Raw genomic sequence first — 25,526 nt, forward strand, 5'->3', positions numbered from 1 at the left:
GAAAAGTTTGAGCGCACGAAGCCGCACGTGAACATTGGCACGATTGGCCACGTTGACCACGGCAAGACGACGCTGACCGCAGCGATCACCATGACGCTGGCGGAAGTTGGCGGTGCAGTTGCCAAGGCCTATGACCAGATCGACGCAGCGCCGGAAGAAAAGGCCCGCGGCATCACGATCTCCACGGCCCACGTCGAGTACGAGACGGCCAACCGTCACTACGCGCACGTCGACTGCCCGGGTCACGCCGACTACGTCAAGAACATGATCACCGGTGCCGCCCAGATGGACGGCGCGATCCTGGTGTGCTCGGCCGCCGACGGCCCGATGCCGCAGACCCGCGAGCACATCCTGCTCGCCCGTCAGGTCGGCGTGCCGGCTCTGGTGGTGTTCATGAACAAGGTCGACCAGGTCGACGACGAAGAGCTGCTGGAACTCGTCGAGATGGAGCTGCGCGAGCTGCTGTCGTCCTACGACTTCCCGGGCGACGACATTCCGATCGTCAAGGGCTCGGCCCTGGCGGCTGTCGAAAACCGTGACGCTGCCATCGGCCGCGACGCTGTTCGCGCCCTGATGGACGCAGTCGACGCCTACATCCCGACCCCGGAGCGTCCGATCGACCAGCCGTTCCTGATGCCGATCGAAGACGTGTTCTCGATCTCCGGCCGTGGCACCGTGGTGACCGGGCGTGTCGAGCGCGGCATCGTCAAGGTTGGCGAGGAAGTCGAAGTCGTCGGCATCCGCGACACCCGCAAGACGACCGTGACCGGCGTTGAAATGTTCCGCAAGCTGCTCGATCAGGGCCAGGCTGGCGACAACATCGGCGCTCTGGTTCGTGGCGTTGGCCGCGAGGACGTTGAGCGTGGTCAGGTTCTGTGCAAGCCGGGTACGGTCAAGCCGCACAAGAAGTTCAAGGCTGAGGCCTACATCCTGACCAAGGAAGAAGGCGGCCGTCATACGCCGTTCTTCACGAACTACCGTCCGCAGTTCTACTTCCGCACGACCGACGTGACGGGCATCGTTGAACTGCCGGAAGGCACCGAAATGGTCATGCCGGGCGACAACATCTCTGTCGTCGTCACGCTGATCGTTCCGATCGCCATGGAAGACGGCCTGCGCTTCGCAATTCGTGAAGGCGGCCGTACCGTCGGCGCCGGCGTCGTTGCTTCCATCATCGAGTAAGGTGATGCTGGTGCCAGCTGCAGAGCTGGCACCGCCTAGTCCCTGATTTTGCTTGCCTAACTGGCAAGGCAGGGGCTAAACACTAGCGAGATAGGGCGGTGGTTCGCCATCGCCCGTGCAGGGGTATAGCTCAGTTGGTAGAGCGGCGGTCTCCAAAACCGCAGGTCGCGGGTTCGAGCCCTGCTGCCCCTGCCATTTTGTTCTTGCAGATTGGCCGCCGAGGCCTTAAAGAGGACCACTCGGGCGGGGCGCGCGGATGATTCTGCGCGCCCGCTCGTCGTGAAAAAATCGGGACCGGAATGGCCAAGACCAATCCATTTACGTTTATCCAGCAGGTGCGCTCCGAGGCTTCGAAGGTTATCTGGCCGACCCGCCGGGAAACCGTCGTCACGACCATCATGGTGTTCCTGATGGTTCTCGTCGCCTCGATATTCTTCCTGGTGGCCGATCAGCTGATGAGCTGGGGTGTCAGTCTGTTGCTCGGCCTCGGCAACTGACGACCGGTAACCTCGATACAAGATGCGGATCTGATCTCATGCCCAAGCGCTGGTACATTGTGCACGCCTATTCCAATTTCGAGAAGAAGGTGGCCGATTCCATTCGCGAAAAAGCCGCGCAGAAGGGCTTGTCCGATCTCTTCGAGGAAATTCTCGTTCCGATGGAGAAGGTCGTTGAGGTGCGCCGGGGTCGTAAGGTCGATGCCGAGCGCAAGTTTTTCCCGGGCTATGTCCTGGTGAAGATGGATATGACCGACGAGGCGTTCCATCTCATCAAGAACACCCCGAAGGTCACCGGTTTCCTCGGCGCCGAACAGAAGCCGATGCCGATCTCGGAAAAGGAAGCCCTGCGCATCCTGAACCAGGTCCAGGAAGGCGTCGACCGTCCGAAGCCGTCCGTGAGCTTCGAGGTCGGCGAGCAGGTGCGTGTGTCCGACGGTCCGTTCGCGTCCTTCTCCGGCCTTGTCGAGGAAGTTGATGATGAGCGTGCGCGTCTCAAGGTGGCGGTTTCGATCTTTGGTCGTCCGACCCCGGTTGAACTTGAATTCGGTCAGGTCGACAAGCTCGGCTGACCCGAACGGCAGCCCGCGTGGCTGCAGCAGGCGGAGTTCCGCCTGCCAGTAAAGGGTGGCAGGAAAAGCGGGCCTTCGCCGGGCCGCCAATCCATACCACCACTCCTGAACGCCGGTCGCCCGGCATGCTTAATAGGAGAGCAGTATGGCGAAGAAAATTGAAGGTTACATCAAGCTGCAGGTGGCTGCTGGTTCTGCCACGCCGTCGCCCCCGATCGGTCCGGCGCTGGGTCAGCGCGGCCTCAACATCATGGAGTTCTGCAAGGCGTTCAACGCCCAGACCCAGGATATCGAGAAGGGCGCTCCGTGCCCGGTCGTCATCACGTATTTCTCTGACCGCTCCTTCACCTTCGAGATCAAGACAGCTCCGGTGAGCTTCTTCCTCAAGAAGGCCGCAGGCATCAAGTCCGGTTCCAAGACCCCGGGCAAGGGAACTGTCGGTTCGGTGACCAAGGCGCAGGTTCGCGACATCGCTCTGGCCAAGATGAAGCATCTCAACGCCAACGATGTTGAGGCTGCAATGCTCATGGTTGAGGGTTCTGCCCGTTCGATGGGCCTCGAGGTCACGGAGTAAGTACAATGGCGAAGATTGGTAAGCGCATCCGTGCGGCTCGCGAAGGCATCGACCGCAACAAGACCTACGCCCTGAATGACGCCCTGGTCATGATCAAGGACCGGGCCAAGGTGAAGTTCGACGAGACCGTCGAAATCGCCATCAACCTGGGCGTTGATCCGCGTCACGCCGACCAGATGGTCCGCGGCGTCTGCGTGCTGCCGAACGGCACCGGCAAGACGGTTCGCGTCGCCGTGTTCGCACGTGGCGACAAGGCTGACGAAGCCAAGGCTGCTGGTGCCGACATCGTCGGTGCAGAAGAGCTGGTCAACGAAGTCCAGGGCGGCAAGATCGATTTCGATCGCTGCATTGCGACCCCGGACATGATGCCGCTCGTCGGCCGCCTCGGTAAGGTTCTCGGCCCGCGCGGCCTGATGCCGAACCCGAAGGTTGGTACGGTGACCCCGGACGTGGCTTCGGCCGTGCGTGACGCCAAGGGCGGCGCAGTGCAGTTCCGCGTCGAGAAGGCTGGTATCATCCACGCCGGCATCGGCAAGCTGTCGTTCTCCCAGGATGCCCTGGTCGAGAACATCCGCGCGCTGCTAGATGCCGTCCAGAAGGCAAAGCCGTCCGGCTCCAAGGGTCAGTACCTGCGCCGCGTCGCGCTGTCCTCGACCATGGGCCCGGGCGTCAAGGTCGAGCTGGCCTCGATCAACGGCTAAGCCGCAACGAAGTTCCCCCCGGTAACCCCGGGGGGATCTGGCCCGACCGCAAGGCCGGGTCATCCCTGTCCGAGACTGCAGGTGCCGGGAAACCGGTTTAAGCCGAATGGGCCTGCATAGATGGGTAAGAACAGAGGTTTCATCGCCCAAAAGGCGTCAGAACCCGTTCGAACCAACTGCCTTGCCGCGCTGCCTGCGAGGCGAGGGGGGACAGGAACCCTGAGCGTCGTCTCGCGTGTGGTCCGGACAACCGGCCCTGGCGCGGAACGGCAAAGGCAAACCGGTGGCGGCAACGCCACCAATTGGAGTAGGCAAGTGGAAAGAGCGGAAAAGCACGAGTTCGTGACGTCCCTCAACGAAGTGCTGTCTGGCACTACGGTTGTGGTCGTTGCGCACTATGCGGGTCTCTCGGTTGCCCAGATGACCGCCCTGCGGTCTAAGGTGCGCGAATCCGGCGGGTCCGTCAGAGTTGCCAAGAACCGCCTTGTGAAACTTGCCCTTCAAGGCACTGAACTGGAGCACATCGGCGGCCTGTTCAAGGGCCCGACCCTGATCGCGTTTTCAAACGATCCGGTCGCGGCCCCGAAGGCAATGGTCGAATTCGCCAAGACGACGGACAAGTTCGTCATCCTCGGCGGTGCTCTGGGTAAGACCAACCTGAATGCGGAAGGCGTCAAGTCTCTCGCCACGATGCCGTCGCTCGATGAGCTGCGTGCACGCCTGGTGGGCATGATCCAGACCCCTGCAACCCGTATCGCCCAGGTTGTCAACGCTCCGGCCGGGCAGCTTGCCCGCGTCTTCGGCGCGTATGCCAAGAAGGACGAGGCCGCATAAGGCGCCCCACCCAAACAACACTGTCTGTAAAAAGACTATTGGTTCGAACGTAAGGTAAATAAAATGACTGATCTGAACAAGCTGGTCGAAGACCTGTCCGCACTGACCGTCATGGAAGCTGCTGAGCTGTCCAAGATGCTCGAAGAGAAGTGGGGCGTGTCCGCCGCTGCTCCGGTGGCCGTTGCTGCCGTTGCCGCTGCTCCGGCTGCTGCCGTTGAAGAACAGACCGAATTCGACGTCGTCCTGGCTGACGCTGGCGACAAGAAGATCAACGTGATCAAGGAAGTCCGTGCGATCACCGGTCTCGGCCTGAAGGAAGCCAAGGAACTCGTCGAAGGCGCCCCGAAGGTTGTCAAGGAGCAGGTCTCCAAGGCTGAAGCTGAAGACCTGAAGAAGAAGCTTGAAGAAGCTGGCGCTAAGGTCGAACTGAAGTAATCGACTTCAGATGAAATCGCGGTCCCGGGGCTCCCGGGACCGCATATCCAGCCCCGGCGGGTGCCACCCGTTTCCGGGGCGTCAGTCCCAGATAGGGGACGGTTATCCGAAGCGCCTGGACCCAGTGGGTCCGATTGGATAAGGGGCGTTGCGGACAGCCGTCACCCAGGCGATGCGAGGAGCGACAATGACTCTTACGTTCAACGGTCGCAAGCGTGTCCGGAAGTTTTTCGGATCGATCCGCGATGTCACGGCCATGCCCAACCTCATCGAGGTGCAGAAGGCTTCGTACGACCAGTTCCTGCAGGTCGACGAGCCCAAGGGCGGGCGTGGGGATGAAGGCCTCCAGGCGGTCTTCAGTTCCGTATTCCCGATCTCCGATTTTGCCGGCACGGCTTTGCTCGAATTCGTGAAGTATGAATTCGATACCCCCAAGTACGACGTTGACGAGTGCCGTCAGCGTGGCATGACCTTTGCTGCCCCGCTGAAGGTGACGCTCCGCCTCATCGTGTTTGATGTCGATGAAGACACCGGCGCCAAGTCCGTCAAGGACATCAAGGAGCAGGACGTCTACATGGGCGACATGCCCTTCATGACGCACAACGGCACCTTTGTCGTCAACGGCACCGAGCGTGTGATCGTCTCGCAGATGCACCGCTCGCCGGGCGTATTCTTCGATCATGACAAGGGCAAGACACACTCTTCCGGCAAGTTGCTGTTTGCTGCCCGCGTGATCCCGTATCGCGGGTCCTGGCTCGACATCGAGTTCGACGCCAAGGACATCGTCTATGCGCGTATCGACCGCCGCCGCAAGATCCCGGTTTCCTCCCTGCTGATGGCGCTCGGCCTCGACGGCGAAGAAATCCTGAACACCTTCTATGAGCGCGTCGAATACAAGCGGTCGGGCAAGGGCGCCTGGCGCATGCCGTTCGATGGCGATCGCCTGAAGGGCAATAAGACCTTCTATGATCTGGTCGACGCCGACACCGGCGAAGTCGTGATCGAGGCTGGCCGCAAGGTCACCGCGCGCACGATCAAGCAGCTGGTCGAAAAGGGCGTGACCGCGCTGAAGGTCACTGACGAGGACCTGCACGGCCAGTATCTGGCCGAGGACGTCGTCGACTACGTGACCGGTGAGATCTACGCCGAAGCCGGCGACGAGATCACCGCGAAGATGCTCGATGAACTGGTGCAGCGTGGCTATGAAGAGCTGTCCGTGCTCGACATCGACCATGTCAACACCGGTCCGTATATCCGCAACACGCTGACCGTTGACAAGAACGAGTCGCGTGAGGACGCGCTCTTCGACATCTATCGCGTCATGCGTCCGGGCGAGCCGCCCACGCTGGACAGCGCCGAGGCGATGTTCCAGTCGCTGTTCTTTGACGCAGAGCGCTATGACCTGTCGGCCGTCGGCCGCGTCAAGATGAACATGCGTCTTGATCTCGACTGCCCGGACACCGTGCGCACCCTGCGCAAGGAGGACATCCTTGCCGTCATCAAGCTGCTGCTGGCCCTGCGTGATGGCCGCGGCGAGATCGACGACATCGACAACCTCGGCAACCGCCGCGTCCGCTCTGTCGGCGAGCTGATGGAAAACCAGTACCGCGTCGGCCTCTTGCGCATGGAACGTGCGATCAAGGAGCGCATGAGCTCCGTCGAGATCGACACGGTGATGCCGCAGGATCTGATCAACGCGAAACCGGCGGCTGCCGCCGTGCGCGAGTTCTTCGGTTCCTCGCAGCTGTCGCAGTTCATGGACCAGACCAACCCGCTGTCCGAAGTGACGCACAAGCGCCGCCTGTCGGCCCTTGGACCTGGTGGTCTGACCCGCGAGCGCGCCGGCTTCGAAGTCCGCGACGTGCATCCGACGCACTACGGCCGTATCTGCCCGATCGAGACGCCGGAAGGCCCAAACATCGGTCTGATCAACTCGCTGGCGACCTTTGCCCGTGTCAACAAGTACGGCTTCATCGAAAGCCCGTACCGCAAGGTGAAGGACGGCGTCGTATCGAATGACGTGGTCTATCTGTCGGCCATGGAAGAGGCGAAGCACTACGTCGCCCAGTCCAACGCCCAGATGGACGAGACTGGCCGCTTTGTGAACGAACTGGTCACCTGCCGTCACGCCGGTGAAAACATGCTCGTTCCGTCCGAGCGCGTTGACCTTATGGACGTGTCGCCGAAGCAGCTCGTATCTGTTGCAGCCGCGCTCATTCCGTTCCTTGAGAACGATGACGCGAACCGCGCGCTCATGGGCTCGAACATGCAGCGTCAGGCCGTTCCGCTGGTTCGCGCCGAAGCTCCGTTCGTCGGCACCGGCATGGAGCCGATCGTGGCCCGTGACTCCGGCGCTGCCATCGGTGCGCGCCGCGGCGGTGTGGTCGATCAGGTCGATGCGACTCGTATCGTTATCCGCGCCACGGAAGATCTCGATCCGTCCAAGTCGGGCGTCGACATCTACCGCCTGATGAAGTTCCAGCGTTCGAACCAGAACACCTGTATCAACCAGCGTCCGCTGGTGCGGGTGGGCGACGTGATCGGCAAGGGCGACATCATCGCCGACGGCCCGTCGACCGATCTGGGTGATCTGGCGCTCGGCCGCAACGTGCTCGTCGCGTTCATGCCGTGGAACGGCTACAACTTCGAGGACTCCATCCTCCTGTCCGAACGCATCGTGTCTGATGACGTCTTCACCTCTATCCACCTGGAAGAGTTTGAAGTCGCCGCCCGTGACACCAAGCTTGGGCCGGAAGAAATCACGCGCGACATCCCGAACGTTTCGGAAGAAGCGCTGAAGAACCTCGACGAAGCCGGCATCGTCTACATCGGCGCCGAAGTGAAGCCGGGCGACATCCTCGTCGGCAAGATCACGCCGAAGGGCGAAAGCCCGATGACGCCGGAAGAAAAGCTCCTGCGCGCCATCTTCGGCGAGAAGGCTTCTGACGTGCGCGACACGTCCCTGCGCCTGCCGCCCGGCGTGACCGGAACGGTCGTCGAAGTCCGCGTGTTCAACCGTCACGGCGTCGAAAAGGACGAGCGTGCGATGGCCATCGAGCGCGAGGAAATCGAGCGCCTGGCCAAGGACCGTGATGACGAGCAGGCCATTCTGGACCGCAACGTCTACGGCCGCCTGGCAGAGATGCTGCGTGGCAGGACCGCCATCTCCGGTCCGAAGGGCTCGAAGAAGGACACGGTTCTCTCCGGCGAAGTGCTGGCCGAGTTCCCGCGGTCGCAGTGGTGGCAGTTTGCCGTGGACGATGAAAAGTTCATGAGCGAGATCGAAGCCCTGCGCGGTCAGTATGACGAGAGCCGCAAGCGTCTCGAACAGCGGTTCATCGACAAGGTCGACAAGCTGCAGCGCGGTGACGAGCTGCCCCCGGGCGTCATGAAGATGGTCAAGGTCTTCGTCGCCGTGAAGCGCAAGATCCAGCCGGGCGACAAGATGGCCGGCCGCCATGGTAACAAGGGTGTGGTCTCCAAGATCAACCCGAACGAGGACATGCCGTTCCTCGCCGATGGCACTCATGTGGACATCGTTCTGAACCCGCTCGGCGTGCCTTCGCGCATGAACGTTGGTCAGATCCTTGAAACCCACCTGGGCTGGGCCTGTGCGGGCATGGGTCGCAAGATCGGCGAACTCTATGACGAGTATCGCAAGTCGGGCGAAATCCAGGCGCTGAAGGGCCAGATCGTCGAGATCTATGGCGACAACATCAAGGGCGATGCGGTCAAGGACTACGACGACCAGAGCGTCGTGCTTCTGGCAGAGCAGGTCCGTCGGGGTGTGTCCATCGCAACGCCGGTGTTCGACGGTGCGCATGAGCCTGACATCGTCGACATGCTGAACATTGCCGGTCTCGATCCGAGCGGGCAGTCGACGCTGTATGACGGGCGCACGGGTGAAACCTTCGATCGCAAGGTCACCGTGGGCTACATCTACATGCTCAAGCTGCACCACCTGGTGGACGACAAGATCCACGCCCGTTCGATCGGACCTTACTCGCTCGTGACCCAGCAGCCGCTGGGTGGCAAGGCGCAGTTCGGCGGCCAGCGCTTCGGTGAAATGGAGGTCTGGGCACTCGAGGCCTATGGTGCAGCCTATACGCTGCAGGAAATGCTGACGGTGAAGTCGGATGACGTCGCCGGGCGTACCAAGGTCTACGAGGCTATCGTTCGCGGCGACGACACGTTCGAGGCGGGCATTCCGGAGAGCTTCAACGTTCTCGTGAAGGAAATGCGTTCGCTCGGTCTCAATGTCGAACTGCAGCAGAACGAACTCTTGAACAATGACGAGCCCGCGGCTGACGCGGCGGAGTGAACTCCGCGGGCATGACAACGATTGATACAAGATATACCGTGCCGGGTAAGGGGAGCGGGCTGTTCAGCCCGCTCCCTATCCGCGCATCGAAGGAGAGAGCCCATGAATCATGAGGTCATGAACCTGTTCAACCAGCAGGCTCCCGCGCAGACCTTCGACCAGATCCGGATCTCCCTCGCCAGCCCCGAAAAGATCATGTCGTGGTCTTTTGGCGAGATCAAAAAGCCGGAAACGATCAACTACCGTACGTTCAAGCCTGAACGCGACGGTCTGTTCTGTGCGCGCATCTTTGGCCCGATCAAGGACTACGAGTGCTTGTGCGGCAAGTACAAGCGCATGAAGTACAAGGGCGTCATCTGCGAAAAGTGCGGCGTGGAAGTCACGCTGTCGCGCGTGCGCCGTGAGCGCATGGGCCATATCGAGTTGGCCGCTCCGGTGGCGCACATCTGGTTCCTGAAGTCGCTGCCGTCGCGCATCGGCCTTCTGCTGGACATGACGCTCAAGGATCTGGAGCGCGTCCTGTATTTCGAGAACTATGTCGTTCTCGAGCCGGGTCTGACCCCGCTGAAGCAGCATCAGCTGCTCTCGGAAGAAGACTATCTGACGGCGCAGGACGAGTACGGCGAGGACAGCTTCACCGCCATGATTGGCGCGGAAGCGATCCGCGAGCTTCTGATGGCGCTCGACATGGACCGCGAAAGCGAGCGCCTGCGTGTCGAGATCGCCGAGGCAACGACCGAGCTGAAGCCGAAGAAGCTGGCCAAGCGCCTGAAGATCATCGAAGCCTTCCAGCAGTCCGGCAACCGGCCTGAATGGATGATCATGACCGTCATTCCGGTCATTCCGCCGGATCTTCGCCCGCTGGTTCCGCTGGATGGCGGCCGGTTCGCGACATCGGATCTGAACGATCTGTACCGCCGCGTGATCAACCGCAACAACCGCCTGAAGCGCCTGATCGAGCTGCGTGCGCCGGATATCATCATCCGCAACGAAAAGCGCATGCTGCAGGAATCCGTTGACGCCCTGTTCGACAACGGCCGCCGTGGCCGTGTGATCACCGGTGCCAACAAGCGTCCGCTGAAGTCGCTGTCCGACATGCTCAAGGGCAAGCAGGGCCGCTTCCGTCAGAACCTGCTCGGCAAGCGCGTCGACTATTCCGGCCGTTCGGTCATCACCGTGGGCCCGGAACTGAAGCTGCACCAGTGTGGTCTTCCGAAGAAGATGGCACTGGAGCTGTTCAAGCCGTTCATCTACTCGCGTCTCGACGCCAAGGGCTTCTCTTCGACTGTGAAGCAGGCGAAGAAGCTGGTGGAGAAGGAGCGTCCGGAAGTCTGGGATATCCTCGACGAGGTGATCCGCGAACATCCGGTGCTGCTGAACCGCGCGCCGACGCTGCACCGTCTGGGCATCCAGGCTTTCGAGCCAACCCTGATCGAGGGCAAGGCGATCCAGTTGCACCCGCTCGTCTGCTCGGCCTTCAACGCCGACTTCGACGGTGACCAGATGGCCGTGCACGTTCCGCTCTCGCTGGAAGCTCAGCTCGAAGCGCGCACGTTGATGATGTCGACCAACAACATCCTGCATCCGGCGAACGGTGGCCCGATCATCGTTCCCTCGCAGGACATCGTTCTTGGCCTCTATTACCTGTCGATCATGGCGGAGAAAGAGCCGGGCGAGGGCATGGTGTTCGGCAACATGGGCGAGCTTCAGCACGCCCTGGCCAACAAGGTCATCACGCTGCACACCAAGATCCGTGGCCGCTTCAAGACCGTGGATGCCGATGGCAATCCGGTTTCGCAGATCCATGAGACCACCCCTGGCCGCATGATGATCGCCGAACTGCTGCCGAAGCATTTCGAGGTTCCCTTCGACACCTGCAACAAGCTGATGACGAAGAAGGAAGTCTCGCGGATGATCGACACCGTCTACCGCGCCTGCGGTCAGAAGGAGACGGTCATCTTCTGCGATCGGATCATGCAGCTCGGGTTCGTCAACGCCTGCCGCGCCGGCATTTCGTTCGGCAAGGACGACATGGTGATCCCGGAGACCAAGCAGAAGCTGGTCGGCGAGACGGCCGCGATGGTTGCCGAGTACGAGCAGCAGTACAATGACGGTCTGATCACCCAGGGTGAGAAGTACAACAAGGTCGTTGACGCCTGGGCCAAGTGCACCGACCGCGTCGCCGACGAGATGATGAAGCGCATTCAGGCGGTTCAGATCGACGAGGAGACTGGTCGTCAGAAGCCGATGAACTCGGTCTACATGATGTCGCACTCCGGTGCGCGTGGTTCTCCGGCCCAGATGAAGCAGCTGGCCGGTATGCGCGGTCTGATGGCCAAGCCGTCGGGCGAGATCATCGAAAACCCGATCATCTCGAACTTCAAGGAAGGCCTGTCGGTTCTCGAGTACTTCAACTCCACTCACGGCGCCCGCAAGGGTCTGGCCGATACGGCGTTGAAGACCGCGAACTCGGGTTACCTGACCCGCCGTCTCGTCGACGTGGCGCAGGACTCGATCATCATCGAGCGGGATTGCGGTTCGGAGAACGGCATTACCGTGCAGGCGATTGTCGATGCCGGCCAGGTTATCGCCAGCCTTGGACAGCGCGTCCTCGGCCGTACGGTGGCGGAAGACGTGTTCAACCATGCGACCGGCGAGATCATCGTCCCGCGTGGCCGGATGATCGACGAGAAGGACGTGGAAGTGATCGAGGCTGCCAAGGTGCAGCAGATCAAGATCCGCTCCGTGCTGACCTGCGAGACCGAGACCGGCGTTTGCGGCACCTGCTATGGCCGTGACCTGGCACGCGGTACGCCTGTCAACATGGGTGAGGCTGTCGGCGTTATTGCCGCGCAGTCGATCGGTGAGCCGGGTACCCAGCTGACCATGCGTACCTTCCACATCGGTGGTACGGCCCAGGTGGTGGACTCGTCCTTCATCGAATCCAACGTCGATGGCACGATCCGCATGCGCAATCGGTCGGTGGCGCGCGACAGCGATGGCAACCTCATCGCCATGGTCCGCAACATGTCGATGGTCGTTGTCGACAGCGATGGCAACGAGCGCGCCGTGCACCGCATCACATATGGCTCCAAGCTGCATGTCGATGATGGTGATGCGGTCAAGCGTGGCCAGCGCATTGCAGAGTGGGATCCGTATACCCGTCCGATGCTGTCGGAAGTGGATGGCGTGGTCGACTTCGAGGACCTCCTGGACGGTGCATCGGTACAGGAAACGACCGACGAGGCGACCGGCATCACCAAGCGCGTCGTCATTGACTGGCGTACGTCGCAGCGTGGCCAGGACCTGAAGCCGGCCGTCGTGGTCAAGACCGAGAACGGCACAATCGCCAAGGTGGCCCGTGGCACGGACGCGCGTCTGCTCCTGTCCGTGGACGCCATTCTCTCGGTTCAGCCGGGCAGCCGTGTGAAGGCAGGTGACGTGCTCGCACGTATCCCGCTGGAAAGTGCCAAGACCAAGGACATCACCGGTGGTCTGCCGCGCGTGGCGGAACTGTTCGAAGCCCGTCGTCCGAAGGATCACGCGATCATCGCCGAGATCAGCGGTACCATCCGCTTCGGCCGCGACTACAAGAACAAGCGTCGCGTGATCGTCGAGCCGAATGACGAGGGGATGGAACCGGTTGAATACCTGATCCCGAAGGGCAAGCACTTCCACCTGCAGGAAGGTGATGCCATCGAGAAGGGCGAATACATCCTCGACGGCAACCCGGCCCCGCATGACATTCTTGCGGTCAAGGGCGTCGAGGCGCTGGCGGCCTATCTCGTCAATGAGATCCAGGAAGTCTACCGGCTCCAGGGCGTGGTGATCAACGACAAGCACATCGAGGTGATCGTTCGCCAGATGCTGCAGAAGATCGAGATCACCGATTCCGGCGAGACCGAGTTCTTCCCCGGCGAACAGGTTGACCGGATCGACTTCGAGGAAGTCAACGAGCGCATCGTTGACGAGGCGAAGACACCGGCCAAGGGCGTGCCGGTTCTCCTTGGTATCACCAAGGCGAGCTTGCAGACCCGTTCGTTCTTCTCTGCCGCCTCCTTCCAGGAGACGACGCGCGTCCTCACCGAGGCCGCCGTCAATGGCAAGACCGATCCGCTGGTCGGCCTGAAGGAGAACGTAATCGTCGGCCGTCTGATCCCCGCCGGCACAGGCGGCGTGATGAAGCGGATCCGCCAGATCGCGACGCACCGCGACGATCTCATCCTGGACGAGCGCCGCAAGCGCTCCGATGGCAGCGCGGCCGAAGGCCTGCTGGAAGATCTGTCCGGCGCGGCCGAGTAAGTCAGATCATCTGGAAAGGCCGCCGCACTGGCGGCCTTTCTTTTTGACAAACAGGGAGGCCGCGATGGCTATGAATGACAATGACGCCGCCGACGAGCCGATCGTCTTTATCGTTGTCGGTCGGGTGTGGGAGGATCAGGAGGGTGCTTCCCAGGATGCCATCGCCGTGCATGTGCTGCTGACGGGCCCCGATGAAGAGACGGCCATCCAGCGGGCGCTGGAAGCGCTGTCGGCCAATGGCTATGCGCTTGCCGAACTCGATCAGATCGGCGTGCTGGCCGGTGAGCCCGACGACGAGACATATGACGATGCCTATCAGGATGCGCTCGATGGCAATGTCGCCGTGATCGCCTTCAAGAGCGAGTAGACCGTTCACCCGGACTGCGGATAGAGGCCCTGCGCTCAGCGCGGGGCCTTTTTGCTGTCTTGGGGGCAGGGACTCAGGCGCTGCGCCCAGGGCGAGCCTGGAGCAGCTTCTGGCATGCGTGAATCAGGCATTTACGCCCCTGCTGCGATTCCTGGGGCAGGGACTCAGTCAGCGTTAACCAGCAAAGCAAAAAGCAGGACCAGAATCAGCGCAAATGCGGGGGTGTCCGGCGAATCTGCCTTAATAATGGGGTGGCTGCGCCGCATGGCTGACCTGCGCCGGGTGACGGTCCACTCCGCCGAGGGACATAAAATTGCGTGAAACACGGGCAAAAGTGGGCATTAATGCTCTATGTGACGGACGTGGCCTGGAAATCAGGCTCTGTCGGAGCCAGAGCCCTCGAGCCCAAGGAATTCCTGAGATTTCCCTTGACGTGAGGCGGGGGCGTGGGTAGTTTCCGCGCATCCCGATGGCAGGCGGTAAGTCCTGATGTGTTCCAGCGACCTAGCAAGGAACCTGAAAACTTAAACGCTGCCGGGTTCAAAGGCGAATACGCGTCGATTGCATGACCGCGAGTAACATCGTGGTCCTCTGGTTTTCGCAGCGCCTCCCATGCCGTTTGGCATGGCTGAGGCGCGATTCCGTTTGACTGGAATCTGCGAGAAGCAGAGTTGCAGATGAATTTTGGATGGCAAAGGTAAAGGGCACAGAATGCCGACCATCAACCAGCTGATCCGCAAGCCGCGGAAGGACCCGCCGAAGCGGAACAAGGTGCCGGCCATGCAGGCCTGCCCGCAGAAGCGTGGCGTGTGCACCCGTGTTTACACGACGACGCCGAAGAAGCCGAACTCGGCGCTTCGTAAGGTCGCCAAGGTGCGTCTGACCAATGGCTTCGAAGTCATCGGCTACATTCCGGGCGAAGGCCACAACCTGCAGGAACACTCTGTCGTGATGATCCGCGGCGGCCGCGTCAAGGATTTGCCGGGCGTTCGCTACCACATCATCCGCGGCGTGCTCGACACGCAGGGCGTCAAGAACCGTAAGCAGCGTCGTTCGAAGTACGGCGCGAAGCGGCCGAAGTAAGGAGCGTTAGATGTCCCGTCGTCATAGCGCCGAGAAGCGTGAAATCATTCCGGACCCGAAGTTCGGTGACATCATCGTCACGAAGTTCATGAATTCCATCATGTACGATGGCAAGAAGTCGACCGCTGAACGTATCGTTTACGGCGCCTTCGACGTCATCGAGAAGAAGGCACGTGTGAACCCGATCGAGGTGTTCCATGCCGCTCTCGAGAACGTCATGCCGCAGGTGGAAGTTCGCTCCCGCCGCGTCGGTGGTGCAACCTACCAGGTTCCCGTAGAAGTTCGTGCTGATCGTCGCCAGGCCTTGGCGATCCGCTGGCTGATCAATGCGGCCCGCAATCGCAACGAGACCACGATGGTTGACCGTCTGTCGGGCGAAGTCCTCGACGCCGCCAACAACCGTGGCTCGGCCGTCAAGAAGCGCGAAGATACGCACCGCATGGCGGACGCGAACCGCGCCTTCTCGCACTACCGCTGGTAATCCTAGAGTTAAAGGGCTGACGCCATGTCTCGTACGCACAAGATCGAGGACTACCGCAACTTCGGCATCATGGCTCACATTGATGCCGGCAAGACCACGACCACCGAGCGTATCCTGTTTTACACGGGTAAGAGCCACAAGATCGGTGAAGTCCATGACGGCGCTGCCACCATGGACTGGATGGAACAGGAACAGGAACGCGGCATCACCATCACGTCGGCCGCGACCACCGCTTTCTGGAATGAAAAGCGCCTGAACATCATCGACACCCCGGGTCACGTGGACTTCACCATTGAGGTGGAGCGCTCCCTGCGCGTGCTTGACGGTGCGGTCGCCCTTCTGGATGCGAACGCTGGCGTCGAGCCGCAGACCGAGACCGTGTGGCGCCAGGCGGACAAGTACCGCGTGCCGCGCATGATCTTCGTCAACAAGATGGACAAGCTCGGTGCGGACTTCTACCGCTGCGTCGAGATGGTCAAGACCCGTCTGGGTGCCAAGCCGATCTGCGTGCAGATCCCTGTAGGTGCCGAGAACGAGTTCGCCGGTGTTGTCGATCTGATCAAGATGAAGGCTCTGATCTGGCGCGATGAAACCCTGGGCGCTGCCTGGGATGAAGTCGAGATCCCGGCTGACCTCGTCGACAAGGCCAAGGAATTCCGCGACCTCATGATCGAGACGGCTGTCGAGGTCGATGAGGCTGCTATGGAAGCCTACCTGGAAGGCGTCGAGCCGGACAACGAGACGCTGCATGCTCTGATCCGCAAGGGTACGATCAACGCAGACTTCATTCCGATCTTCTGCGGCTCGGCCTTCAAGAACAAGGGCGTTCAGCCGCTGCTGGATGGCGTTGTGGCCTACCTGCCGTGCCCGCTGGACGTTCCGGCGATCAAGGGCATCGACCCGAAGACCGAGGGTGAAGTGACCCGCAAGTCCTCGGACGAAGAGCCGCTGTCCATGCTGGCGTTCAAGATCATGAACGACCCGTTCGTCGGTTCGCTTACCTTCTGCCGTATCTACTCGGGCGTTCTGAGCAAGGGCACGTCCCTGCAGAACACCGTTAAGGACAAGAAGGAGCGCGTCGGCCGCATGATGCAGATGCACTCCAACAGCCGTGACGACATCGAAATCGCCTATGCAGGTGACATCGTTGCCATCGCAGGTCTGAAGGACACCACGACGGGTGACACCCTGTGTGACCCGACCAAGCCGGTGATCCTGGAGCGCATGGAATTCCCCGAGCCGGTGATCGAGATCGCCGTCGAGCCGAAGACCAAGGGCGACCAGGAAAAGATGGGCCTCGCGCTCAACCGCCTGGCTGCTGAAGATCCGTCCTTCCGCGTCAAGACCGACGAGGAAAGCGGCCAGACGATCATCGCCGGCATGGGTGAACTTCACCTCGACATCATCGTCGACCGCATGCGTCGTGAATTCAAGGTGGAAGCCAACATCGGCGCTCCGCAGGTGGCCTATCGCGAGACGATCACCCGCCGTGCCGAAGTGGACTACACCCACAAGAAGCAGACCGGTGGTACCGGCCAGTTCGCCCGCATCAAGCTGGTGATCGAGCCGAACGAAGTTGGCGCAGGCTATGCCTTCGAAAGCTCGATCGTCGGTGGTTCGGTTCCGAAGGAATACATCCCGGGCGTCACCAAGGGCATCGAGAGCGTCATGTCCTCGGGTCCGATCGCCGGCTTCCCGATGGTCGACATCAAGGCGACCCTCACGGATGGTGCGTATCACGATGTGGACTCCTCGGTCCTGGCCTTCGAAATCGCCGCACGCGCCGGTTTCCGTGAGGGCATTGCCAAGGCTGGTCCGAAGCTGCTCGAACCCATCATGAAGGTCGAGGTCGTAACCCCGGCTGACTACATGGGCGACGTCATCGGCGACCTGAACTCCCGCCGTGGGCAGATCAACGGTACGGAAGATCGTGGTGTCGTCACCGCGATCACCGCGATGGTCCCGCTGGCCAACATGTTTGGCTACGTGAACAACCTGCGCTCGATGTCGCAGGGCCGCGCTCAGTACTCGATGGTCTTCGATCACTACGAGCAGGTGCCGCAGGCCGTGGCCGACCAGGTTCAGGCGAAGTACGCCTGAACCACCCACCGTCTTTGACAAGAAATTAAAGAAAGCGGAGCAATCCGATGGCAAAAGAAAAGTTTGAGCGCACGAAGCCGCACGTGAACATTGGCACGATTGGCCACGTTGACCACGGCAAGACGACGCTGACCGCAGCGATCACCATGACGCTGGCGGAAGTTGGCGGTGCAGTTGCCAAGGCCTATGACCAGATCGACGCAGCGCCGGAAGAAAAGGCCCGCGGCATCACGATCTCCACGGCCCACGTCGAGTACGAGACGGCCAACCGTCACTACGCGCACGTCGACTGCCCGGGTCACGCCGACTACGTCAAGAACATGATCACCGGTGCCGCCCAGATGGACGGCGCGATCCTGGTGTGCTCGGCCGCCGACGGCCCGATGCCGCAGACCCGCGAGCACATCCTGCTCGCCCGTCAGGTCGGCGTGCCGGCTCTGGTGGTGTTCATGAACAAGGTCGACCAGGTCGACGACGAAGAGCTGCTGGAACTCGTCGAGATGGAGCTGCGCGAGCTGCTGTCGTCCTACGACTTCCCGGGCGACGACATTCCGATCGTCAAGGGCTCGGCCCTGGCGGCTGTCGAAAACCGTGACGCTGCCATCGGCCGCGACGCTGTTCGCGCCCTGATGGACGCAGTCGACGCCTACATCCCGACCCCGGAGCGTCCGATCGACCAGCCGTTCCTGATGCCGATCGAAGACGTGTTCTCGATCTCCGGCCGTGGCACCGTGGTGACCGGGCGTGTCGAGCGCGGCATCGTCAAGGTTGGCGAGGAAGTCGAAGTCGTCGGCATCCGCGACACCCGCAAGACGACCGTGACCGGCGTTGAAATGTTCCGCAAGCTGCTCGATCAGGGCCAGGCTGGCGACAACATCGGCGCTCTGGTTCGTGGCGTTGGCCGCGAGGACGTTGAGCGTGGTCAGGTTCTGTGCAAGCCGGGTACGGTCAAGCCGCACAAGAAGTTCAAGGCTGAGGCCTACATCCTGACCAAGGAAGAAGGCGGCCGTCATACGCCGTTCTTCACGAACTACCGTCCGCAGTTCTACTTCCGCACGACCGACGTGACGGGCATCGTTGAACTGCCGGAAGGCACCGAAATGGTCATGCCGGGCGACAACATCTCTGTCGTCGTCACGCTGATCGTTCCGATCGCCATGGAAGACGGCCTGCGCTTCGCAATTCGTGAAGGCGGCCGTACCGTCGGCGCCGGCGTCGTTGCTTCCATCATCGAGTAAGTGGCTGGCTTTTCTGCCCTTCGCCTGATGCGAAGGGCAGGGGAGCTGCCTAATCGGGAAATCTGAAATGAACGGTCAGAATATCCGGATCCGCCTCAAGGCATTCGATCACCGTATTCTTGATGCTTCCACCCGGGAGATCGTGAACACGGCGAAGCGGACCGGTGCGCAGGTGCGGGGACCCGTGCCGCTGCCGACGCGGATTGAGAAGTACACCGTGCTTCGCGGTCCGCATATCGACAAGAAAAGCCGTGATCAGTTCGAGATGCGCACGCATAAGCGCCTTCTCGACATCGTCGATCCGACCCCGCAGACGGTTGATGCTCTGATGAAGCTCGATCTGGCGGCCGGTGTCGACGTTGAGATCAAGCTCTGAGTCGGATCAAAGGGGATACGCCAATGCGTTCTGGAGTGATCGCTCAGAAGGTGGGCATGACGCGCATCTATAATGATGCTGGCGAGCATGTTCCGGTCACTGTGTTGCGGCTGGAAAAGTGCCAGGTCGTTGCTCATCGTACTGAGGAAAAGAACGGCTATACCGCGCTGCAGCTTGGCGCCGGTGCAGCTAAAGTAAAGAACACGCCGAAGGCGATGCGCGGACATTTCGCCGTTGCCAAGGTCGAGCCGAAGCGCACGATCGCCGAATTCCGCGTCAGCCAGGACAACCTGATTGACGTTGGTTCGGAGATCACTGCCGACCACTATATCGCAGGTCAGTTCGTCGACGTGACGGGCACCTCGATTGGTAAGGGCTTTGCCGGTGTCATGAAGCGCCACAACTTCGGTGGTGGCCGCGCTTCGCACGGTAACTCGGTGTCTCACCGCGCGCACGGTTCGACCGGCCAGCGGCAGGATCCGGGCAAGGTGTTCAAGGGCAAGAAGATGGCTGGTCATATGGGCGATGCCCGCGTGACCACGCAGAACCTCAAGGTTGTCCGGACGGACGTGGAGCGCGGTCTGATCATGATCGAAGGCGCTGTCCCGGGTTCGAAGGGCGGCTGGATCCTGGTTCGCGACGCCGTCAAGAAGGCGCTGCCGGAAGGCGTGCCGGTTCCGGGCGCATTCCGGGCCGTCGACGCGGCAGCCTCGGGCAAGGAGAGTGAGTGATGGAACTTGAGGTCAAAACCCTCGAAGGTTCGGCCGCCGGTTCGATCACGGTGTCGGACGAGATCTTTGGTCTCGAGCCGCGCACGGATCTGATCCACCGCGTGGTGCGCTGGCAGCTTGCCAAGCGCCAGGCTGGTACGCACAAGACCAAGGGCCGGTCTGAAGTCTCTGGTACCACGAAGAAGTTCGTGCGCCAGAAGGGTTCGGGCGGCGCCCGTCACGGCAACCGCAAGGCACCGCAGTTCCGCGGCGGTGGTAAGGCTTTCGGTCCGGTTGTGCGTGATCATGCCCATGATCTGCCGAAGAAGGTTCGTGCACTGGGTCTTGCCCATGCACTGTCTTCCAAGATCAAGGCTGGTTCGCTGATCATCGTCGAGGACGCCAAGGCGGCCGAGGCAAAGACCAAGATGCTGAAGGAAAAGTTCGGCAAGCTGGGTCTGGCCAACGCGCTGTTCATTGACGGCTCGGAGATCGACATGAACTTCGCGCTTGCAGCCCGCAACATCCCGTCCATCGACGTTCTGCCGGTTCAGGGCATCAACGTCTATGACATCCTGCGTCGCAACACCCTGGTCCTGACCAAGGCTGCGGTGCTGGCCATCGAGGAGCGGTTCAAATGAGCAAGGTCGCTCACTACGACAAGATCGTCAGCCCGGTGATTACCGAGAAGGCGACCATGGCTGCCGAGCAGAATAAGGTGGTCTTCAAGGTGGCCCAGACGGCGACCAAGCCGGAGATCAAGGCAGCGGTCGAGGCCCTGTTCGGGGTCAAGGTCACTGCAGTGAACACGCTGGTTCGCAAGGGTAAGGTCAAGCGTTTCCGCGGCCGTATCGGCCAGCAGTCTGACTACAAGAAGGCTGTCGTGACGCTTGCTGAAGGTCAGTCCATCGACGTGACCACCGGGCTCTGAGGCGGGGACAGGAAAAAATGGCACTCAAGACATTTAACCCCACGTCCCCCGGCCGGCGCCAGCTGGTTCAGGTGGACCGCGCCGATCTTTGGAAGGGCAAGCCGGTCAAGACTTTGACCGAAGGCTTGAACAAGACCGGCGGCCGTAACAACCGCGGTCGTCTGACGGCCCGCAATGTCGGTGGTGGTCACAAGCGCAGCTATCGTCTGGTGGATTTCAAGCGTCGCAAGTTCGACGTTGCAGCCACCGTCGAGCGGCTCGAGTACGATCCGAACCGCACCGCCTTCATCGCACTCATCCGCTATGAAGATGGTGAACTGGCTTACATCCTTGCGCCGCAGCGCCTCGCCGTAGGTGACAGTGTCGTCGCCGGTCAGGCTGTCGACGTGAAGCCGGGCAACGCGATGCCGCTGGCCTCTATCCCGGTCGGCACCATCGTGCACAACGTGGAACTCAAGCCGGGCAAGGGCGGTCAGATCGCTCGCTCTGCCGGTGCCTTCGTTCAGATCGTCGGTCGCGACCAGGGCTATACCGTCCTGCGCCTGATGTCCGGCGAGCAGCGCCGTGTCCTGGGTACCTGCATGGCGTCGATTGGCGCCGTGTCCAACCCGGACCATGGCAACATCAACCTGGGCAAGGCCGGTCGTTCCCGCTGGCTTGGCATTCGTCCGCATACTCGCGGTGTTGCCATGAACCCGGTTGACCATCCGCACGGTGGTGGCGAAGGCCGCACCTCGGGTGGCCGTCATCCGGTTACCCCGTGGGGCAAGCCGACCAAGGGCAAGCGCACGCGTCGCAACAAGTCTACGGCGAAATTCATCGTTCGTAGCCGTCATGCGCGCAAGAGTTAAGAGGTACGGATCGTGACACGTTCGATCTGGAAAGGTCCGTTTGTCGACGGGTATCTGCTGAAGAAGGCGGACAAGGTTCGCGAGACTGGCCGCAACGAGGTCATCAAGACCTGGAGCCGCCGCTCGACAATCCTGCCGCAGTTCGTCGGCTTGACCTTCGGCGTCTACAACGGGCAGAAGCACGTTCCGGTGCTGGTGTCTGAAGAAATGATCGGTCAGAAGCTCGGCGAGTTCTCGCCGACCCGGACCTACTACGGGCATGGCGCCGACAAGAAGGCGAAGAGGAAGTAACGATGGGCAAGCCGAAGCGTGAGCGGACGCTCGCCGACAACGAGGCCAAGGCGGTCACGCGCATGCTGCGCGTCTCCCCGCAGAAGCTGAACCTCGTGGCGGCTGCTATCCGCGGCAAGAAGGTCGGATCCGCAATTGCGGACCTGACGTTCTCCCGCAAGCGCATCGCAGGTGACGTCAAGAAGACCTTGATGTCGGCGATTGCGAATGCCGAGAACAACCACGACCTGGACGTGGATCGCCTGGTCGTCGCCGAAGCCCATGTGGGCAAGGCGTTCGTCATCAAGCGTTTCCATGCCCGTGCGCGCGGTCGGGCTGGCCGGATCGAGAGACCGTTCTCGAACCTGACCATCGTTGTCCGTGAAGTCGAGGAGACTGCCTGATGGGACACAAAGTTAACCCGATCGGCATGCGCCTCGGGATCAACCGCACCTGGGACTCGCGCTGGTACGCAAACAAGGGCGAGTACGGCAAGCTTCTCCATGAAGATTTTCGCATCCGCGAATATCTGATGGCCGAGCTGAAGCAGGCTGCGGTGTCCAAGATCGTCATCGAACGCCCGCACAAGAAGTGCCGCGTCACCATTCACTCGGGTCGTCCGGGCGTGGTGATCGGCAAGAAGGGTGCGGACATCGAGAAGCTTCGCAAGAAGCTCGCTTCGATCACAAGCTCGGAAGTGCACATCAACATCGTTGAAGTGCGCAAGCCGGAAATCGACGCGACCCTCGTGGCCGCTTCCATCGCACAGCAGCTGGAGCGCCGCGTTGCGTTCCGCCGCGCGATGAAGCGTGCGGTCCAGTCGGCCATGCGTCTCGGCGCCCAGGGCATCCGCATCAACTGCGGCGGCCGTCTCGGTGGCGCGGAAATCGCCCGCCTGGAGTGGTATCGTGAAGGCCGTGTGCCGCTGCACACCTTGCGCGCTGACATCGATTATGGCACAGCGACCGCTCACACCGCTTATGGTGCTTGCGGCGTCAAGGTCTGGGTCTTCAAAGGTGAGATCCTCGAGCACGATCCGATGGCGTCTGAGCGCCGGGCGACCGAAGGCTCGGAATCGAATCAGGGTGATCGCGGCCAGCGCCGGGATCGGGATCGGGGTCGCGAGCGCACTGCCTGATTAGGCAGGGTCGCGTTACGCAAGAAACGAGAGAAAAACGATGCTGCAACCGAAGCGAACGAAGTTCCGCAAGCAGCACAAGGGCCGCATCCATGGCCTCGCGAAGGGCGGGACAGACCTGAACTTCGGCGAGTTCGGCCTCAAGGCCGTCGAACCGGAGCGTGTCACCGCGCGCCAGATCGAGGCAGCCCGTCGTGCCATCACCCGTCACATGAAGCGTGCGGGTCGCGTGTGGATCCGGATTTTCCCGGATGTGCCAGTTTCGTCCAAGCCTGCGGAAGTCCGCATGGGTAAGGGCAAGGGTGCTCCGGATTACTGGGCTTGCCGTGTCAAGCCGGGCCGGGTCATGTTCGAGATCGACGGTGTGCCTGAGGATATTGCCCGCGAGGCAATGCGCCTTGGTGCTGCCAAGCTGCCGATCAAGTGCCGGTTCATCCAGCGGATCGCCGAGTAAGGCAGCCAGGAGATTTTGAGCCATGAAGGCAAGTGATGTAAGGGCCAAGACCCTCGACGAGCTCCGCACGGAGCTCGAAGGCCTCAAGAAAGAGCAGTTCAACCTGCGCTTCCAGAAGGCAACGGGTCAGCTCGAGAACACCGGACGCGTGCGGCAGGTTCGCCGCGACATCGCCCGGATCCAGACGATCATGCGCGAAAAGCGCGTGGGCGAAAACGCGTAAGGAGACGACCATGCCAAAACGCATCCTGCAGGGCACCGTTGTCAGCAACGCGAATGACAAGACGGTGACGGTTAAGGTGGAGCGTCGCTTCACCCATCCGCTGCTGAAGAAGACCGTCCGTCGCTCGAAGAAATATCGGGCGCATGACGAAAGCAACAACTGCCAGGTTGGCGACTCTGTTCAGATTGAAGAGTGCGCGCCGATCTCCAAGACGAAGCGTTGGACCGTGGTCGTTTGACCACGGCCCTGTTTGACATCCGGCGCCCGTGGCAGGAGCGTCGTGGATAGAATAAGGCGGCCAAGTCATGATTCAGATGCAAACAAACCTCGACGTGGCGGATAATTCCGGCGCCCGTCGTGTCATGTGCATCAAGGTGCTCGGCGGCTCGAAGCGGAAGTATGCCCGCGTTGGCGACATCATCGTTGTCAGCATCAAGGAAGCTATTCCGCGCGGCCGCGTCAAAAAGGGCGACGTGATGAAGGCGGTCGTCGTGCGTACGGCGAAGGACATTCGCCGTCCCGACGGCAGCGTGATCCGGTTCGACCGCAACGCGGCGGTCCTGGTCAACAACAACAAGGAGCCGATTGGCACCCGTATCTTTGGACCGGTGCCGCGCGAGCTCCGTGCGAAGAACCACATGAAAATCATTTCGCTCGCGCCGGAGGTGCTCTGATGGCTGCGAAAATTAAAAAAGGCGACACGGTTGTCGTGCTTGCCGGTCGTGACAAAGGCAAGACCGGCGTAGTGCTGCAGATGTTGCCGACCGATAGCAAGGCCGTCGTTCGCGGCGTCAATGTTGTCCGCCGGCACCAGCGCCAGACGCAGACCCAGGAAGCAGGCATCGTGGCAAAGGAAGCTCCGATCCACCTGTCCAACCTGGCGGTAGCTGATCCGAAGGACGGCAAGCCGTCGCGCGTCGGGTTCAAGGTTCTGGAAGACGGCCGTAAGGTCCGTGTAGCCAAGCGTTCGGGAGACCAGATCGATGGCTGACACCAATTACGTTCCGCGGATGAAGGCGCACTACAATGATGTAGTGCGCAAGCAGCTGCAGGAAAAGTTCAACTACACCAACCCGATGCAGATCCCGTCGCTTGAGAAGATCGTTCTCAACATGGGCGTCGGCGAGGCTGTTGCGGACAGCAAGAAGGCCAAGATCGCGGCCGATGACCTGGCTCTCATTGCCGGTCAGAAGCCCGTGATCACCAAGGCGGCCAAGTCCATCGCGACCTTCAAGGTTCGTGAAGGCATGCCGCTGGGTGTGAAGGTCACCTTGCGCCGGACGCAGATGTTTGAATTTCTGGATCGCTTGATCACCATCGCGCTTCCGCGCGTTCGTGACTTCCGCGGCCTGAACGCCAAGAGCTTTGATGGACGTGGCAACTATGCCATGGGCATCAAGGAACACATCGTGTTCCCCGAGATCGAGTACGACAAGGTCGACCAGATCTGGGGCATGGACATCGTGGTCTGCACAACTGCGCAGACTGATGACGAAGCGCGCGAGCTGCTGCGCGCGTTCAACTTCCCGTTCCGCAAATAACGCGGACATACGGGAAAGGAACGAGGAACGACGATGGCGAAGAAGAGCGCGATCGAGAAGAACAAGCGGCGCGAACGTCTTGTTAAGAAATACGCGGTCAAGCGGGCAACTCTGAAGGCGAAGGCCAATGACGAGTCCCTGTCCCTTGAAGAGCGCTTCGCGGCCCGGCTGCAGCTTGCAGCCTTGCCGCGTAACTCGGCTCCGAGCCGCATTCGCAACCGGTGTGAAGTCACCGGTCGCCCGCGCGGCTTCTATAGGAAGCTGAAGATGTCGCGCGTTGCGTTGCGTGAACTGGGTTCCCAGGGCAAGATCCCGGGCCTGGTCAAGTCGAGCTGGTAAGGAGAA

General features: G+C 61.2%; 29 protein-coding genes and 1 tRNA gene. All 30 read left to right on the plus strand.

Translation table 11 applies throughout. The features are described from left to right. Positions 1-1,182 (plus strand): elongation factor Tu (gene tuf / locus C8348_RS20340; protein WP_106755144.1); only part of this gene is annotated, 1,182 nt, incomplete at its 5' end. Positions 1,183-1,301: 119 nt separating this feature from the next. Then, positions 1,302-1,377, plus strand: a tRNA-Trp gene (locus C8348_RS20345). 104 nt (positions 1,378-1,481) lie between these two features. Beyond that, entirely contained in the window at positions 1,482-1,679 is a 198-nt protein-coding gene (secE, locus tag C8348_RS20350; RefSeq protein ID WP_106755145.1) for a preprotein translocase subunit SecE, read from the plus strand. Between the two features lie 38 nt (positions 1,680-1,717). Next, positions 1,718-2,251 (plus strand): transcription termination/antitermination protein NusG, encoded by a 534-nt coding sequence (gene nusG, locus C8348_RS20355; protein WP_106755146.1) that lies wholly within the window; start codon positions 1,718-1,720, stop codon positions 2,249-2,251. Between the two features lie 145 nt (positions 2,252-2,396). Continuing rightward, positions 2,397-2,825, plus strand: coding sequence for a 50S ribosomal protein L11 (gene rplK, locus C8348_RS20360; protein ID WP_106755147.1), 429 nt, complete (start codon positions 2,397-2,399; stop codon positions 2,823-2,825). A gap of 5 nt (positions 2,826-2,830) precedes the next feature. After that, the gene (rplA, locus tag C8348_RS20365) at positions 2,831-3,526 is read left to right on the plus strand and encodes a 50S ribosomal protein L1 (RefSeq protein WP_106755148.1); all 696 of its coding nucleotides are present in this window, start codon (positions 2,831-2,833) and stop codon (positions 3,524-3,526) included. A gap of 315 nt (positions 3,527-3,841) precedes the next feature. After that, positions 3,842-4,360, plus strand: a complete 519-nt coding sequence (rplJ, locus tag C8348_RS20370; RefSeq protein WP_106755149.1) for a 50S ribosomal protein L10 — start codon at positions 3,842-3,844, stop codon at positions 4,358-4,360. A 63-nt stretch (positions 4,361-4,423) separates the two neighbouring features. Continuing rightward, positions 4,424-4,795: a 50S ribosomal protein L7/L12 gene (rplL, locus tag C8348_RS20375; RefSeq protein WP_106755150.1), complete on the plus strand. Its 372-nt coding sequence runs from the start codon at positions 4,424-4,426 to the stop codon at positions 4,793-4,795. 187 nt (positions 4,796-4,982) lie between these two features. Next, positions 4,983-9,116 carry a DNA-directed RNA polymerase subunit beta gene (gene rpoB / locus C8348_RS20380; protein ID WP_106755151.1) on the plus strand — a complete coding sequence of 1,378 codons (4,134 nt, stop codon included), beginning with the start codon at positions 4,983-4,985 and terminating at the stop codon, positions 9,114-9,116. A 102-nt stretch (positions 9,117-9,218) separates the two neighbouring features. Further along, a complete protein-coding gene (rpoC, locus tag C8348_RS20385; protein WP_106755152.1) occupies positions 9,219-13,418 on the plus strand; it encodes a DNA-directed RNA polymerase subunit beta' in 4,200 nt (1,399 codons plus the stop codon). Between the two features lie 64 nt (positions 13,419-13,482). Then, the gene (locus tag C8348_RS20390) at positions 13,483-13,785 is read left to right on the plus strand and encodes a regulator (RefSeq protein WP_341871600.1); all 303 of its coding nucleotides are present in this window, start codon (positions 13,483-13,485) and stop codon (positions 13,783-13,785) included. A gap of 711 nt (positions 13,786-14,496) precedes the next feature. Next, the gene (gene rpsL / locus C8348_RS20395) at positions 14,497-14,868 is read left to right on the plus strand and encodes a 30S ribosomal protein S12 (RefSeq protein ID WP_106755153.1); all 372 of its coding nucleotides are present in this window, start codon (positions 14,497-14,499) and stop codon (positions 14,866-14,868) included. A 10-nt stretch (positions 14,869-14,878) separates the two neighbouring features. Further along, positions 14,879-15,349 (plus strand): 30S ribosomal protein S7, encoded by a 471-nt coding sequence (gene rpsG / locus C8348_RS20400; RefSeq protein WP_106755154.1) that lies wholly within the window; start codon positions 14,879-14,881, stop codon positions 15,347-15,349. Between the two features lie 24 nt (positions 15,350-15,373). After that, positions 15,374-17,449, plus strand: coding sequence for an elongation factor G (gene fusA / locus C8348_RS20405; protein WP_106755155.1), 2,076 nt, complete (start codon positions 15,374-15,376; stop codon positions 17,447-17,449). Positions 17,450-17,496: 47 nt separating this feature from the next. Next, positions 17,497-18,687 (plus strand): elongation factor Tu, encoded by a 1,191-nt coding sequence (tuf, locus tag C8348_RS20410; RefSeq protein ID WP_106755156.1) that lies wholly within the window; start codon positions 17,497-17,499, stop codon positions 18,685-18,687. A gap of 67 nt (positions 18,688-18,754) precedes the next feature. Beyond that, positions 18,755-19,063 (plus strand): 30S ribosomal protein S10, encoded by a 309-nt coding sequence (rpsJ, locus tag C8348_RS20415; protein WP_013652482.1) that lies wholly within the window; start codon positions 18,755-18,757, stop codon positions 19,061-19,063. Between the two features lie 23 nt (positions 19,064-19,086). Further along, positions 19,087-19,794, plus strand: a complete 708-nt coding sequence (rplC, locus tag C8348_RS20420) for a 50S ribosomal protein L3 (protein ID WP_106755157.1) — start codon at positions 19,087-19,089, stop codon at positions 19,792-19,794. After that, positions 19,794-20,414, plus strand: coding sequence for a 50S ribosomal protein L4 (gene rplD, locus C8348_RS20425; protein WP_106755158.1), 621 nt, complete (start codon positions 19,794-19,796; stop codon positions 20,412-20,414). Before rplC ends, rplD begins: the two co-directional genes overlap by 1 nt. Beyond that, positions 20,411-20,704: a 50S ribosomal protein L23 gene (locus C8348_RS20430; protein ID WP_106755159.1), complete on the plus strand. Its 294-nt coding sequence runs from the start codon at positions 20,411-20,413 to the stop codon at positions 20,702-20,704. Before rplD ends, C8348_RS20430 begins: the two co-directional genes overlap by 4 nt. A 17-nt stretch (positions 20,705-20,721) precedes the next feature. Further along, positions 20,722-21,555, plus strand: coding sequence for a 50S ribosomal protein L2 (rplB, locus tag C8348_RS20435; RefSeq protein ID WP_106755160.1), 834 nt, complete (start codon positions 20,722-20,724; stop codon positions 21,553-21,555). 12 nt (positions 21,556-21,567) lie between these two features. Continuing rightward, the gene (gene rpsS, locus C8348_RS20440; RefSeq protein ID WP_106755161.1) at positions 21,568-21,846 is read left to right on the plus strand and encodes a 30S ribosomal protein S19; all 279 of its coding nucleotides are present in this window, start codon (positions 21,568-21,570) and stop codon (positions 21,844-21,846) included. A 2-nt stretch (positions 21,847-21,848) separates the two neighbouring features. Continuing rightward, positions 21,849-22,229, plus strand: coding sequence for a 50S ribosomal protein L22 (gene rplV / locus C8348_RS20445; RefSeq protein ID WP_106755162.1), 381 nt, complete (start codon positions 21,849-21,851; stop codon positions 22,227-22,229). Beyond that, complete coding sequence (gene rpsC, locus C8348_RS20450; protein WP_106755163.1) at positions 22,229-22,963, plus strand: 30S ribosomal protein S3; 735 nt, start codon at positions 22,229-22,231, stop codon at positions 22,961-22,963. Before rplV ends, rpsC begins: the two co-directional genes overlap by 1 nt. 40 nt (positions 22,964-23,003) lie before the next feature. Next, a complete protein-coding gene (gene rplP / locus C8348_RS20455) occupies positions 23,004-23,417 on the plus strand; it encodes a 50S ribosomal protein L16 (RefSeq protein ID WP_106755164.1) in 414 nt (137 codons plus the stop codon). 22 nt (positions 23,418-23,439) lie between these two features. Further along, positions 23,440-23,640: a 50S ribosomal protein L29 gene (rpmC, locus tag C8348_RS20460; RefSeq protein ID WP_106755165.1), complete on the plus strand. Its 201-nt coding sequence runs from the start codon at positions 23,440-23,442 to the stop codon at positions 23,638-23,640. Positions 23,641-23,650: 10 nt separating this feature from the next. Beyond that, the gene (rpsQ, locus tag C8348_RS20465) at positions 23,651-23,878 is read left to right on the plus strand and encodes a 30S ribosomal protein S17 (protein ID WP_106755166.1); all 228 of its coding nucleotides are present in this window, start codon (positions 23,651-23,653) and stop codon (positions 23,876-23,878) included. Between the two features lie 67 nt (positions 23,879-23,945). Next, a complete protein-coding gene (gene rplN, locus C8348_RS20470) occupies positions 23,946-24,314 on the plus strand; it encodes a 50S ribosomal protein L14 (protein ID WP_013652493.1) in 369 nt (122 codons plus the stop codon). Continuing rightward, positions 24,314-24,631 carry a 50S ribosomal protein L24 gene (rplX, locus tag C8348_RS20475; protein ID WP_106755167.1) on the plus strand — a complete coding sequence of 106 codons (318 nt, stop codon included), beginning with the start codon at positions 24,314-24,316 and terminating at the stop codon, positions 24,629-24,631. The genes rplN and rplX overlap by 1 nt, the downstream gene beginning before the upstream one ends. Then, positions 24,624-25,181 (plus strand): 50S ribosomal protein L5, encoded by a 558-nt coding sequence (rplE, locus tag C8348_RS20480; protein ID WP_106755168.1) that lies wholly within the window; start codon positions 24,624-24,626, stop codon positions 25,179-25,181. Before rplX ends, rplE begins: the two co-directional genes overlap by 8 nt. A gap of 33 nt (positions 25,182-25,214) precedes the next feature. Then, positions 25,215-25,520 (plus strand): 30S ribosomal protein S14, encoded by a 306-nt coding sequence (gene rpsN, locus C8348_RS20485; protein WP_106755169.1) that lies wholly within the window; start codon positions 25,215-25,217, stop codon positions 25,518-25,520. Positions 25,521-25,526: the final 6 nt, after the last annotated feature.

This window comes from Pannonibacter carbonis, assembly GCF_003012935.1.
GTDB lineage: Bacteria > Pseudomonadota > Alphaproteobacteria > Rhizobiales > Stappiaceae > Pannonibacter > Pannonibacter carbonis.